7 protein-coding genes are annotated in these 15,048 nt (G+C 40.7%); 2 read left to right on the forward strand and 5 right to left on the reverse strand.

The genetic code is table 11. The features are described 5' to 3' along the window. Positions 1-60: 60 nt before the first annotated feature. The 3 genes from ACOQO5_RS04035 to ACOQO5_RS04045 all read right to left on the reverse strand — a co-directional run bounded on the left by ACOQO5_RS04035 (position 61) and on the right by ACOQO5_RS04045 (position 11,712). Positions 61-4,695 (reverse strand): putative Ig domain-containing protein, encoded by a 4,635-nt coding sequence (locus ACOQO5_RS04035; RefSeq protein WP_420580399.1) that lies wholly within the window; start codon positions 4,693-4,695, stop codon positions 61-63. A gap of 145 nt (positions 4,696-4,840) precedes the next feature. Continuing rightward, on the reverse strand, positions 4,841-10,627 hold the full coding sequence (locus tag ACOQO5_RS04040) for a tetratricopeptide repeat protein (RefSeq protein ID WP_420580400.1): 5,787 nt from the start codon (positions 10,625-10,627) through the stop codon (positions 4,841-4,843). Further along, positions 10,624-11,712 carry a TIGR03032 family protein gene (locus ACOQO5_RS04045; protein ID WP_420580401.1) on the reverse strand — a complete coding sequence of 363 codons (1,089 nt, stop codon included), beginning with the start codon at positions 11,710-11,712 and terminating at the stop codon, positions 10,624-10,626. The genes ACOQO5_RS04040 and ACOQO5_RS04045 overlap by 4 nt, the downstream gene beginning before the upstream one ends. 149 nt (positions 11,713-11,861) lie before the next feature. Here ACOQO5_RS04045 and ACOQO5_RS04050 point away from each other — a divergent pair, with 149 nt between their 5' ends. After that, positions 11,862-12,518 carry an FkbM family methyltransferase gene (locus ACOQO5_RS04050; protein WP_420580402.1) on the forward strand — a complete coding sequence of 219 codons (657 nt, stop codon included), beginning with the start codon at positions 11,862-11,864 and terminating at the stop codon, positions 12,516-12,518. Here ACOQO5_RS04050 and ACOQO5_RS04055 read toward each other — a convergent pair. Next, positions 12,487-12,879 (reverse strand): TerB family tellurite resistance protein, encoded by a 393-nt coding sequence (locus tag ACOQO5_RS04055; protein WP_420580403.1) that lies wholly within the window; start codon positions 12,877-12,879, stop codon positions 12,487-12,489. The genes ACOQO5_RS04050 and ACOQO5_RS04055 overlap by 32 nt on opposite strands. Positions 12,880-12,996: 117 nt before the next feature. Here ACOQO5_RS04055 and ACOQO5_RS04060 point away from each other — a divergent pair, with 117 nt between their 5' ends. Further along, the gene (locus ACOQO5_RS04060; RefSeq protein ID WP_420580404.1) at positions 12,997-14,415 is read left to right on the forward strand and encodes a pyridoxal phosphate-dependent decarboxylase family protein; all 1,419 of its coding nucleotides are present in this window, start codon (positions 12,997-12,999) and stop codon (positions 14,413-14,415) included. A gap of 154 nt (positions 14,416-14,569) precedes the next feature. On the opposite strand, the gene ACOQO5_RS04065 is transcribed toward ACOQO5_RS04060, so the two are convergent. Further along, a complete protein-coding gene (locus ACOQO5_RS04065; RefSeq protein WP_420580405.1) occupies positions 14,570-14,992 on the reverse strand; it encodes a hypothetical protein in 423 nt (140 codons plus the stop codon). Positions 14,993-15,048: the final 56 nt, after the last annotated feature.

The following is a 15,048-nucleotide window of genomic DNA, read 5'->3' on the forward strand; positions in this document are numbered from 1 at the left end:
ACTTCCTGTTTTTAATTGGATTGAGGTCAGAAACTGTCTGCAGTTTCTGACCTCAATATTTTATTCTTTATTGATCTTATAAGTCATTGTGGTGTTTTCATTAACCAATTTCAATAAATAAAGGCCACGCTTCAAGTGTGCTACATCTATGTCTATCACCATCGAAGCACGTGTTTGATGTATGCTCGATTGGCTCATTAGCTGACCCGATGCATTAAATACATATAGGTCAATCGAACCAATCATATTTGCTGGGGGTCTCAGTTTTACCTGACCCGAAGTAGGGTTCGGGTAGAGCTGAATGCCTTCAGGATTTTCGCCATCTACTGTCAGCACTGAAGCGATCGCAAGATTAAACTCATCGGAGTTCGAAGCTTCACCATCTGAAGCCGAGACCTTGAGGGTAATCGTTCGATCAAAGTTCGGATCGTTTTCAACCGTTCCGCTAAAAGTGCGGGTAGCCGCATTGAAACTCAGCCAAGAGGGCAAGGCCGAATCATCGCCTAACGTAGCCGAATAAGTCAATTCAGAAGACTCCTCATCTGAGAAAGTATTGTCTGGAATAGTATAACTATATGCCTGAAAACCTGTGGTGCTTTGGTCCGGAATAGGGTTGTCCACAGTTGGCGCATCGTTCACTAGGTTGACATTAATGTAAAAAGAGTTCGTACCAGTTTCAAAATCTTCGTTAGCTACAGTGAAAGTAAAAAGGTCAAATGTACTTTCTTCCCCGTTGTGCTCATAGCTAAGGAAGTGCATGTCATCTTCATTAAGCTGCTGATTCAAGGTGATGGCATTGCCGTCCAGCTTCAAAGTGCCTTGAGAAGGCAATAGTGTCACTGTAAGTAGAGGAGATTCATCCCCACCTGACGGATTGCTAATCAAAAGTTCATCAGAAGTAATGTCAGCTTCTGTTCCTTCATCTATTATTAAATCTTCAACTAAGAAAGTAGGCTTATGAGATACGAATTGTTTAGCCATTACGGCGTAATCGCTATCATCAGTGTAATTCGCTTCCCATACAACCGTATAGCTACCATCTGGGCTCGATGCCATTGCACTATTCGAATGATCATTTTGAGTGGTGTCATTAACCAAAAACTCCGGCCCAACCTTCTCCATTTCATAAGACAGCCTCTGTGCCCAGATACCATCATATTCGCCGCCTTCATATGATTCGTCTTGAAAGGTCAAAATAAAATCCCCATCATCAACCGCTTCGATACCCACTTCGTCAGGTCGATTACCAACATCTAATTGAACCGCCGAGCCATCAAAACTTTCCCCACCCGAATAATTTCTTAGATAGGCATGCACATAGTCACTGCCATGGGCCCAGGCCACCACAAATTCTCCTTCTTCATTTGATGCCACCGCAGGTTTGTGCAACCTGATATCTCCGTTGTTACTTGTTTGTAAATGATCCACTATGGGGTTAAAAGCGTCATCGAAGACACTCAAATACAGTTGCACTCCACCGTAACTATAAGTAAATGGAATGGCCATATCTCCATCCTCATTAAAAGCAATTGAAGATATAATAGTTGTTTGAGATTCCGGGGCAATCTCCACTAAGAGTTGATTGCCGGCTGCGTCGGGCACTCCGGTCGGTGATATTTCTTGTCCGTAGATTCGATTCCAATTAGTAGATCCATAATCAGTATAGTGCGATGACCATACAACCTGAAAGTTTCCGTCGGGATTGATGGCAACATCCGGCCTCCGCTGATTGGACCTAGTTCCATCATTGATCATAAAATCATTTTTGATCACACTTCCGTCCCAATCATATACTTTACCAAGAATGTCGTCATGTTCTCCTCCAATATCTCCACCATCTGTGGTCCAAACAACCATAAAAGAGCCATCGTCTTTGAGCGCTACTTCAGGGTCATCTACAGCTAACCCTCCATCATTTATTGTCATTTCTGTGCCTTGACGAATGCCGGCTCTATTGTATCGTTGTGCCTTGATGCTGTATGCACTGCCTGAACCATTGTAATGATCCGTCCAAACTATAACAAAGTCTCCATCTGCATTTTTTGCAATGTCCGGATCGTCTTGATTTACAGTAGTAACGCTATTGACAATAAATTCATTGCCTTCATCAACGTTACCAGCCAGGGGTTTGGCTATCGTTTTGGTATGTACATTATAGGCTGAGCCATAGTAGACTCCTGCCGCTACAATCGCATCTCCGTCAAGGTCCAATGCAACAGCCACGCCTTCCTGGTTATCATCTGGGTTTATCGCTTCATACCCATTGTAAACCAATTCATTTTCCTTATCGAATAAGGACAAAGCCACAAAACCATCGCCATAAGTTTGATTCCAAACCACAGCAAAATCACCATCCAGATTAGCCGAGATATCTGGCATATCTGAAGCATTGGCTCGATTTGTTAGTTCTTCCTCTTCAAAAATCGCCGTACCATCACTTTTGTATTTGCTAGCCAAAACACTAGAATAAGTGCCAGCATCTTCAGTGAAAGCAATCATGAAATCACCCGTACTTTTATCCATGGCAATGGCTTGTCGACGAGTTTGGGAGTTGAAACTATTTGATATTCGAACATCATTAGCATCTAAAGCTGAAGCATCGCTGTCAAAACGGCGAATAAAGGTTTGGTCTTCTCCTCCTGTTTCATTGTTCCAAGTAACAACAAAGCTTCCATCGTCCTGTATGGCTACATCAGGGTAATCTCTCGAATGATTACTTACAAGAGTACTAGCATCTATTCTAAACTCATTTCCGTCAAAAGAAGCTGGTCCGGTAACAATTCTTGCATTTATCTCACTTCCATAGTTGCCTTCCCAAACAATTACAGCATCACCATCACTATTGATATCTACTGCTGGTTCGCTCAAAGTAAAGTAGGAGCTAGATTCCTGATCCACCCGAAACTCTGAGCCGTTTGGCAAACCATCCGCTTGATACATCTGAGCGAAAATTCCTGTTTTGGACGTACCTGCATAGCCACTCCAGGTCACAATAAAACGACCTGAACCATCTATCGCCACATCCGGTGAAGATTGGGTGTTGTCCGTAGTGGTATTGATTTGAAACTCTGAATCCTCTTCGGTTCCATCTGCATTGAATCGTTGACCAATAATTCCAGAACCATCAGTTAATGACTCTCCTTGCCAAACCACTACGTAGTTGCCATTGATATCAATATCCACAGCAGGCTGATACTGGTGACCTGTGCTATAGTCATTCACTTGACTTTCATCAACAGCACAATAAGGCTCGTTATCAGCGTCACTATATTTTTTGAAATAGACTCCTCTATTGTCACAATCATCATCTATACCACATTCTCCTCCATAAGCAGCATACTCGTCATCCCAGGCCACAGCAAAATCACCATGGTCGTTCATGGCTACGGCGGGGTTACCGCCTCCATACGTTTCACTATAAAAAGAATAATCTGGCTCCATAATGGCATCACCAAAACGGTTAAATCGCTTGCCCACAATGTTATAATCGCTTCCATCAGAGTCTTCATATACGATTATAAAACCTCCATCTTTATCTGCGGCAATTTGAAGGTCACTCGCATAAGGCAATGTTGTGACGTTAATCACCGAGCTCGTTTCTTCTCCCCCCTCATTAAAGGTTTGCGCTCTTATATATTCAAATGAACCAGGAAGGCTTTCATATTCCCAAGCCACTACAAAGCTTCCATCTCCGTTGAGGTCAACATCTGGGGAAAACAGATTGTCTTCACCACCACCAACATATGCAGATACGAGTTTATCTTCATCACCTTGAGGAACACCGGCCTTATATTTTCGTCCAGTGACATGCCCGTAAGTAGAACCATACCCATTAATGTCTTTGTCTATCCAAACGACAATGAAGTTTCCTTCATCATCCATATCTACACTAGGTTGAGTTTGATTAAATTCTGTATTTTGGCTGACATCAAGTACACCAGCAGATACATTTTCATTGGTATAATATCTTGCTTTCACATCATAGTCAGCGCCATTGTATTGCTCCCAAGCAATAACAAAATTGCCCTCATCATCTACGGCTACTTCTGGGTTGTCTATCCACTCACCACTAACATAATCCTTGGCTGTGTATGGTCCGTCAGCGGAAATATCACCATCCTCCACTTCATACCTCATGTACTTGATAGCGAAGTTGCTATCCGCCCAAGCGACAACAAACTGATCATCGTCATTGATAGCAATGGATGGATTGGCATTGAAGGTAGATGTACCCCCAGGTATTGAAAAATCCAGGCTTTGATCCACATCGCCTCCATAGCCTTTACCTTGCAAAGAGCCATCATTGTCGTCTTCCCAAACAATAGCGAAGTTGCCTTCATTATTGAGTGCAATGTCTGCGTCTTGCTGAGAACCTGTAGTAGCATCATTTGCCAATGTTCTGTCAATGCTCAATGTTTTTGGAGCCGCCTGTTGAGCCTGTACCTCTTGACTATCTAAAGCAAATGCCATGGTGAAAGCCAACGAACCACCTGCAGTAGCCAATTTAAGTCGACTTGTGAGTTGCTCTATTTTTTGTTTGAGTTTTCGAAGTTGTGAAAGGAGTCGATGCCTTCTTCTAGCGGTAAGTGCTTGAAAAGTATTGTTTGCTATTCTTTTTTCAAATCTCGTTTGAAGTTTTCTGAATTTTTGCAGGGCTCTGCTATACTCCAGATAGAGGTAATTTTGGTGCTTCATTGTTCTTTAGTAATCTAGACAGTCCTGCTGTAAACTGCCTGTATGGATATTCTAAATTTTAGCTGGTTGAAACACAGTCAATAAATATACTAAAAATAATACAGCACGAGGCGGATTTGTATGACAAATTTGTTGAGAGGTACGGCTATTCCATTTTATCAAAATTCGTGAGCAAGAAATCTTCAATTTCATCAATAAGTTCCGATTGCTCAAATAGCTTAGCTTCATTTTTATTATAGATCTTCATAAACTCGGCTTTCTTTTTGGGGTTTTGTGCGAACTCGATGGCCAGGTCGATATACGCTTTGTTATTTCCAGGAATGAAGTCTTCTAATTCTAAAATACGATATAGGGCTTCGGTATACTTTCCCCTCTGAAAATTACCAGGCAAAGTGACTACCGGAACGCCCATTTGCAGAGTTTCGTAAGTGGTATTAGCCCCGCTATAGTGCGGAGGATCTAAACATACATCCGCCAGTTTTATGAGTTGGAGATATTGCTGATGTGGTATTTTTTTTAGGACGCGAATTCGATCCATGTAAGCGAAGAGGGTAGACCGAAACCTTTTTAAAAGTTGTTCGACTAGCTTCTCTTGCTTGGGTGTAGTCAAACATATTAATGCCTTATCGTCTGCCTCTAAAATTCCTAATAACAACTGGTCAAAATCGGGATGTAATTTGCTCATATTTTGTACACAGAGGTACACTCGGCGATCCTCTGGCAAATCAAAATCTGCTCTGGTTTTGAGATCCTGCGATTCTCCAATGCGATAATAGTAAGTAGGAAGTTGCTCCAATAGCACAACTTGCTCTGTATAATGATCAGGATAACTTTCGTTTTCTAACCACTTGCTGGACCAATAATACTGAACCCTGGGGTTTCCTGAAGTAAAAGCACTCCCCCAGCTGGATATTTGAACTCTGGCTAGCTGATAAAATGGCAAGAAGTAATTAAGCGCATCGGATCCAATCTCCCAATAATATATAAAATCCAGATTGAGTGAAGTTATTTCATGTACAGCTCGACCCAATTGCTTTGAAATGGAAAGAAAAGATACTTCTGTTCTGTTTATGAAAGTCTTAATTTTTTCCAGGGCCTCGCTACCATTGGCGAGTACAACTAGATCAAATTTTTCACTAGACAAGTTTTTAATCATCCCTCCGGCATCTTTCATAAAGACCCCTTCATGCGACTGTGTCACCAAAAAACCAACCTTCGGTTTTTTATTTTTGGACCCTAATCCAACGGGCTGTATTCTTTTGGCATAAAATTCTCCCCAGAGTGATTTAATCTCCTTTACATTCCTTCCTTGATAAGTAAAACTGAATGATGGAAAGGCGCATGATTGCTCTATTTCATTCGGAGATAGACGCATTGGAATAAGTTGCTCAAATCGAAGGATCGACTCTTTAGTTTGATTTCTATATTCATCATTGGCTTCATTACTAGGCGAAATATTCGGACATAGTGTTTCGATGTGCATTTTGAAAAGGTCATCGTCAGGTAGTCGTGTAGAAATGTGGGAATAGACATCCTTGGCCTTTGAAAATTCTCCGTTGTTTTCATAAGCCAAGCCTAAATTGACAAACGCAGATTGCTGATTGGGATCTATTTCGGCCGATTTTTTTAGCAATGGGATTGCTTCTTCAAATTGACGGTTTTCAAGCAGTAGACCTCCGAAATTATTGAGAATCTCTGGGTCATCGGGCGAAAGAAGCAAAGCTTTCTGAAAGGCAATTTGAGCATCCTTGTTTTTTCCCAAATCAGAAAGTAGCAAGGCAAATTGCTTTAATATTTCTGGGTTCTTTTCATCGAGCTGCCTTGCCTTGTTGAGCGCATCAAAGGCCGGTCTAAACTGGTTCAATCTGTAATGTAAGAGTCCTTTTTCGAACCAAACTAAAGAAGCCTGTGGATTCTGACTCAAAATTGAATCCATTAGCTGAAATGACTCTTCATACGCCATGGCTGCATTGAGCGCTTTTATTTGTGAGGTCGCTTGCGCCTCTATTGCTGCCAAGCTCCCATCTTTTCCAACTACCTCGTAGGATTGATTATCGGCGTTGGGTTTTAGTCCATCAAACTGTTCCTGTAGGAATTTTTCAACCTGTTGTACAATTTCGCCTTGTTCGAACAGACGATGGGCATTGGCGTTGAAAGTAGAAATAAGTTCATTTTTAAACGCATGGTCATGTGCCAACCGTACCGCCAGGTCGACGTATTCTGTATTGTTTTGGGGTATAAAATCTTCCAACCCGACAATGCGATAGATGGCTGCTGTGTATTTTCCTCTTTGAAATTCTCCAGGGAGCGAAACCACAGGCGTACCCATTTGTAAAGTTTCGTAAGTGGTATTGAATCCTGCATAATGAAGTGTATCCAGGCAAACGTCTGCAAGTGCTATGCGCTGAGCGTAATCATCCTTGGATACTTTTGGAAGGAATAAAATTCGGTTGGCGGATACACCAATAGTCCGTTCAAATCTCTTTTGCAGACGCCCTATGACGGCCGCATATTCGGGTGCCACCAACGCTACTACGGCTTCTTCATCTTTCTCCAAAATGCTCTTGAGAACGCTGTCAAAATCGGGATGTATTTTACTGATGGATTGTATGCAGAGGTATATCTTTTTATGCTCTGGCAGATTAAAGTATTTTCTACTTCTAGTAACAGCTGGTTTATTGAATCGATAATAATAATATACCAACTGGTCGAATAGCGCGACTTCTTCAGAATAATGTTCCTTGTAACTTTGGCTTTCAACCAATTTCGAGGCCCAATAGTATTGAATTCTTGGATTGCCAGAAGTATATGGGCTACCCCAGCTCAAAATCTGGATTTTACCTAATTGGTAAAACGGTAAAAAGTAATTGAGTGCATCAGAACCTACTTCCCAATAATAGAGAAAGTCAAGATTTAGTGATTGAATTTCTCTTACTGCTGGTTGTAGGTCCCTGCTGAATTGCACGCACCGGACATCTTTTCGATCAATGAAATTACGAATTTTGATTAAAGACTCCTCGCCATTCACCAAAACGACTAAATCAAATTTTTCCGAAGACAATTGTTTGATCAAACCACAGCCTCCTTTCATAAAGACACCTTCATGGCCATGAGTAACTAAAAATCCAACCTTAGGCTTAGGGTTTTTAGGACCCAGAACAACAGGCTTGATTCTCTTAGCATAGAATTCTCCCCACCGAGCGTGGATTTCCTTTATGTTGTACCCATGATAAGTGAGGTTATATGATGGAAAAGCGGTGCCACGAGTTAGTTGATCTGGTAATAATTCTAACGGTACTATACGATCGAATTTGCCGATGGCTTCAATATTCCTGGATTTGCAGATTTCTATCTCCTTTTTATTCGCTACTACCTGAGGGCAGAGGGTTTCGATATGAAGTTTGAACAAGTCGTTGTCCTCCAGGCTTTTTAGAAGGTGGCCATAGACATCCTGGGCAGCTGCAATATCATTGATTTGCTCATAGACCAAACCTAGATTAATAAAAGCAGATTTTTGCTTTGGGTCTAACTCTGCAGATTTTTTTAGTACCGGAATGGCTTCTTCAAACTGGCTGTTTTCTATAAGTAGACCTCCAAAATCATTGAGCAACTCCGGATCATTGGGTGATAATCTCAGCGCTTTTTGATAGACTAAAAATGCGTCGTGCTCTTTTCCTAAACCTGAAAGAATAGAGGCCTGCTCCTTAAGGATTTCAATATTATTTGGGTCATTTCTCTGGGCTTGATTGAGCACGTCAGAGGCTAACTTGAGTTTGTTTTGTTGTTTTAATAATAACCCCTTTCGCATTAGATTCTGAGCAGTCTCACTCCCTCCTTCAGTTCTTATTGGTTGAGGTCTTTGTGTTACCTTCTCAATAAAACTCTCTAACTCTTGTACTGCTTCTTGGTCTTCAAAAAACAAGTGCTTGTTATCTTCTATTTTTTTACATGCGCTGTTGCGAAAATCTATATCACTGGCCGTTCTAACAGCTAGATCAGAATACTCCTGGAAACTTCGTGCTACCAAATCATAAAATCCCATTTGCGCATAAGCGGTAGCTGTATATCTACCCCGGTGGTAGTCAACGGGCAGAGTGACTACTGGTTTATTGAGCGCAAAAGCATCTCCGTTCGTATTGGCTCCTCCGTTGTAATACACCGTGTCCAATACCACATCCGCAAGATTCAAAATATTGAAATACCCCGACTTGTCTTGTCGTGGCAGAACGATGACACGCTCGGCATGAGTTCCGCAGCTATTTTTGATTCTTTTCTCTAAGGCATCGTTCACTTTGGCGTGCTTGTCTCCTAAAAAAGCAACTATACCCTTTTCGTCTTGCTCCAATATTCCTTTGGCCAGTTGATCAAAATCAGGGTGAACTTTTTTTACATTTTGAGCACAAAGGTATAGGCGGCATTCTTCTTTAATTCCAAAGTCCGTTTTGGTTTTGTTAAGGGTTGGAATTTCAGGAGAATAATAGAAGGCCGGTAACTTGTCAAAAAGCACCAACTTTTCTGAATAGTCTTTTTGGTCTACTTCCTCATCTAACCCATGACAAGAGATGAAATAATCCATTGTGGGAATACCTGAAGTCGTCGGCCACCCCCAGGAAGTCACTTGTACTCTTGCCGGTTTGAAATAAGGAATGAAATAATTGTACGCATCGGTACCTACTTCCCAATAGTGCAAAAAATCGAAGCTCAATGAGCTAAGCAGATGTATACTTTGTCCCAGTGATTTCGGTAAACTGATTAATTTAATCGCTGGATTCTCTATGGCCGGTCTAACTATTTTTTCGCCATTGGGAAAACTACAAACCACCGTGATTTCAAATTTATCTGTCGACAGACAGTTGATTAAACCACGCATACATTTCAAGAATACACCTTCATGCCCACCAGTCACTACAAAACCAACATGGGGTTTTTCCTCAGTTTTTTTTGGCATTTGAACTTTAGGGATCCCCTTAAAAAGCTCTCCATATTTAGTCTTGATATCCAGATCACTCCTGCCATGATAAATCAGACCAGCAGGAGGATATATATCAAGTTGGGTCAATTGATCAGCATCAATGTTAACTTTCTTAGTTTTAATCAGGTTCAGCTGGTCTTCGACATGCCTACGAAACTGAGTAATTTCCTGGGTTGATGTAAATATTGTCGGCTCGATGATTTCGGCCTTCCAAGATATTAAAGGGTCGTTATTTTTTAAATTTGCGAGTCGATTCCAATACAATTTGGATTGTTCTGGCTTTCCTGTTTTTTCATAAATCAAGGCAAGGTTACGAATACTGTCAGTGTAATTTGGATCCGTGACTAATGCGCTTTCATAACATTCAATGGCCTCCTCATACTCCTCCCATTCCTGATGAGCAACCGCTAAATTATTGAGCGCTTTGATAGACTTTGGATTAAGTGCAACAGCTGACTTAAGGTAATCTTTGGCTGACTTAAAGTTTCCAGTTTCAAGCATCAAGGTGCCCAATTGAAAAAATGCCGGAAAGAATTTTGGTTCTTTTTCAATAATTAATTTGAAAATTTTTGCTGCTTCTTCGAAAGCCCCAGTTTTCTTCAAAACGGTTCCTAACTTTTGTTGAGCCTCTACAAAATTGGGGTCCATTTCAATGGCTTTGCGCAGTAAATCTATCGCTTTATCATTGTGGTTTATTCGCTGGAGTGTCTCAGCAAAATTGACGCAATAGGCCGAGTGATCTGGACGAATATCTATCGCTTTTTCGAACCATGGAATAGCTTTTTTGTATTCCGCTTTTTGTGCATAGATCAAGGCCAGTCTGTGATAGGGTTCGGGCTGGCCACTCATGTCAGTTGTCAGTTGTCTATATAGCGTAATGGCTTTGGCAAGATCTCCAGATTGATGGGCCAGGGTAGCCTCCTGTAGCAACTGATCGTAATAGGCTTTGCCGGTAATCATTCCCCAGTAGTTTTTTTATTATCGTCATTTGGAATAGCCCAAAACCCTTGATTTGGTAAGGATAGCCCATTTTTATAATCATCAGTATTCACTCCCAAAATGCCAGGACGAGGCATATTGCTAATGATTTTTATATCGTAAATTTCTTCAAGACTGTTTTCATAGCGAATGTGGCCGACTATATTTCCTGTATTAGCGTCGACAACGATCACCCCAGGGAAAATAGACTGTTGAGCTATAGGAAGGTCCTTGAAGGTTGGGCTAGATTTTCTCATTTTAGAAAGTCCTATAAAAAGCAGGTTTCCATAACGCGACATCCCCCTGACGAATCCAGGAATTCTGGTCATCACGTCATACTTGCCGGTTTCCTGATCCACAGCAATCAATTCGCCAGTAGCAGATAATAAAACAAAGAGCTTGTTTCCTTCTATCCTTGGAGAGTGTGGCATGGCTAGCCCTGAAGTAATAATTTCACCAGTAGGCACATGAATTAGCACTCCTCCATTGGTTTTATTTTGTCTCCAACCAAAAGCAGAATTTGTTGTTCCTAAAGCCGTTACAAACTCCGGTTTTCCATTCTTCATGGCCATACCATTGAGGTGACAACGGTCTTCTGGCACTAAATCTGAAACAAATTTTGGCTTCCATTTAGGTTCGAAACTATAATCATCGTTGATGAGGGATAAGCAAGAAAACCGTGTGTTCACCCCCCAAAGCCCTTCCTGACCCCAAGCCATATCATGCATATCAACCTCACCCGTGAAATAAAGAGCCCTTGGCATAAACAATCCTGTGTAGGTGTCTGGCATTTTAGGGTATCCCTTGGCTAGCGAAGGTGTGTTCTTCAACACTACCACCTCTTCTTGTGTGGCAATTGCCATTTTCCCTTGATGATAGGCCATGCCCATAGCCTTCTTAAAATCTCTTGGCAATTGAACCAACCCATGTTCACTATTTGCACTTATAAATATGACTTTCCCTGCCTGGTACGTTGTGATCGCTAAAGTGAGTTTGTTTTTCCAAAGAATTTCAGGAATATTGGGTGTGTAAGTGCTATAAAATGGTGGTTGCTCAGAAGTCGGCATTGATTGAAATGGGATTAAAAAATTTAAAAATCAGTTTTAAAGATAGTTCATTAAAGGAATTTCATATTCATAATAATATTGATTTGAATATTAGGGCTCAGCATCAAATTTGGCTGGAAATTACTATGAGGGATAAACCTTCAAGCGACTTGGAGGTTATAAACCAAATATTCTTTAATCAGTGCTATATTCACAGTGTTTCAAAGTTCAAACAACTATACCCAAATCTCCATACACCCATTATTTTTGATTTGGGAGCCTATACGGGCATAAGCTGTCTCTACTTCAAGACTATATTTCCATCTGCGAAAATATTTTGTCTTGAACCAGATGCAGAAAATTATCAGCTACTCAAAAACAACATTCAAAACAATCAAGTGAATCAGGTGTCACATGCTCAAGCTGCTGTTTGGGACAAAAACACGAAAGTAGCAAAAGACAAAAAATTTAGAGATGGCAAGGAATGGTCAGTAGTCTATCAGGAACAGAAAGATGGGTCAGTAAATGCATTTGATATGGACACATTGATGCAAAGCAGACAGTTAGAGATGATTGATTTTATGAAAATGGACATTGAAGGAGCGGAGCAAATGCTACTTGGCAGTCTCGAAACAGCCGAATCCTTTTTACCTAATGTCAGATTTATTGCATTCGAATTACATCGAGAATTTTTGAGTGAAGAAAACATGAAATCCATTTTCGATCAATTGGGTTTTGAAACAGTATTTGGAACAGACATATCTTTTGCTTGGAACAAAAACCTCCTCCATAACTCTATTTCAAAAACTCACTCACTTTCTTTTTGAGTTGGAGTTTTTCTTCGCGAATCACGATATTCTTGTGCACATGCGGATACATCTCCATCACAGCGCCCAAACCATATCCTAACTTCATGGCAATCTTTTGGCAATACAAGACTTCTTCATTATAGATTTCGTCATCAATTTTCATCAGCTGAATGATGCTGTATAGAAACTCGAATTTATCATCTTCATCCAAAGCTTTCAAATCCCCTAATTGACCCGGGCTATCTATGATTTGTTGGATTCCGTCTCGCTTCATACCATGAGCTTCACCTATACGATGAATCAATCTGAGCTCACGCTCATCCATGTCTCCATCGCTATTGGCCAATTGAGCCAGTGCCTTGAGTTGTTCCTTTACCATAAGATTGAAACGGAATGATTAACCGTAAGATACCTAATTTTTGAATAGTTGAAAGAAGAATGTTGAACGCTCAGTCATTTATTTCTATATTGAAAAAATGTAATTAACCCTTTCCAAATGAGTTTAGACTTTACCCAAAAAGAGTATCAGAAACTTCTCCGACAAGCCTCAGACATCGTATTGAACTGGCAAGAAAAACTATTGACGGACCAAACTTATCAGAACCCATCTCCACAGGATATTCGAAATTTATTTGATGAGCCATTACCCAAGGGGCCAACTTCTGCAGCACACCTTTTGAGTCAAGTCGATCGTGAGGTTCATAGTCATTCTAATTTGAATGCAAGCCCAAATTATTACGGATACATTACAGGAGGTGGCAATCAGACCGCTGTGCTTGCCGAATTGCTCAAAAATGCTCTCAACCAAAACAACTTGAAATGGCACAGCGCCCCTGCCAATTCCGAAATCGAAAAGATCATCATCAAATGGATTTGCCAATTTATTAATTATCCTGAAACAGCTGGAGGCATATTAGTTAGTGGGGGTTCTGTGGCCAATTTTCTCAATCTCGCTGTGATGCGAAAAATAAAATGCCCAATAGACGTAGCCAATGAAGGCATGCATCAAGCACCAAAAATGACAGTTTATGCTTCCGAACAAGGACACAGCAGCATTGACAAAGGCATGGATATGTTGGGGATGGGCAAAAAATATTTACGCAAAATTGGCGTAGATGACAGTTTCAAAGTTTCTATCAAGGAAATGGAGAAACAGATTCTTGAGGATAAAGATGCCGGATTGCTACCGATAGGTATAGTAGGCATGGCAGGTACTACCAACTCAGGAGCAGTCGATGACTTGAATGCCCTGGCAGATCTCGCCGAAAAACATGATTTATGGTATGTAGTAGATGCTGCCTATGGCGGACCTGCAGCTGCTACAGATATAGCGGGTCAATTGTTTTCAGGAATAGAGCGAGCCGATTCGATTCTGATCAATCCACACAAGTGGTTTTATGTTCCATTCGAAGTGGCCTGTGTGATTGTAAAAGACAGAGAAAAACTAAGAAGAACTTTTTCACTGGTTCCGGACTATCTGACTGCAGGTTCGGAGGATAAGGAAGATTTAATGGATTTCAATCTTCAACTCACCAAGGATTTCAAAGCACTCAAAGTTTGGATGACATTTAAAACTTATGGCGCAGATAAACTCAAAGAAGCTATTAGTAATGATATTTCCAACGCACAATACGCAGCAAAGCTCATAGAAGAAAGCCAGGATTTTGAGTTGCTCGCTCCGGTGCCTTTATCGATCGTCTGCTTTCGCTACATTGGTAATGGCAAATACAGTGAGAAAGAACTAGATGAATTAAATACCAAACTCCTTGATGCAATAGAAGCCGACGGCAGAATATTTTTTGCCGGCACTAAAATCAAAGGCAAAGTATCCCTAAGGATAAGCCTCACTAATCACCGAAGAACTAATAGAGATATTGATTACTTATTTGAGGTGATGAGAGAGTTGTTAGCCTAAATTGTCTAGTGATCGAATGGTAGATTCTAATCGTTGCCTGTTTTTTATTGAAGAACATTCGTATTTTGTTGCATCAACACAATTGATCTCCTTTTCCTTGAATAAAGGTTTAATCCATTGATACAGCTTGTAGAAACCCAATTTCATTATAAATCTATTTCGTCAAAAACAAATACACGTCATCAACCAGTTGAAGCTTCACCTTGTTATTGGCCATCTCCAAAATCGTATAAGGAATACCATACTTATCACCATCATTGGTTAGGTTTAGAATAGTATCTGATGGCACCTCCCAGTTGAGCGTGTGAATCAAGGTATCCGCACCAAATATGCAGTTTTTATATCCAAAGGCATTGATGGTGATTTTACCGTTGGCTTTAATGTTCATTTCACCATTCATGGTGTAATTGATAGAATCGTTTGTCGGGGCATTTTTATCTGGATAAGTAATCCACTGGACTTGCCAATCTCCCACTAAACTTTCTGAAATTTCAGTTGTCTTTTCCTTGGTTGAGTCGCAAGAGTAGATCGTAAAAAGAGCGAAAATAAGCACCAAGCTTAGTCGTATTTTATTCATAGCATTTTTCAATTGAAGGCTAAATTTAACACCATAATAATTTAAAGATCAAATAG

It is taken from the genome of Reichenbachiella sp. (genome assembly GCF_965223055.1).
Classification (GTDB): Bacteria; Bacteroidota; Bacteroidia; order Cytophagales; family Cyclobacteriaceae; genus Reichenbachiella.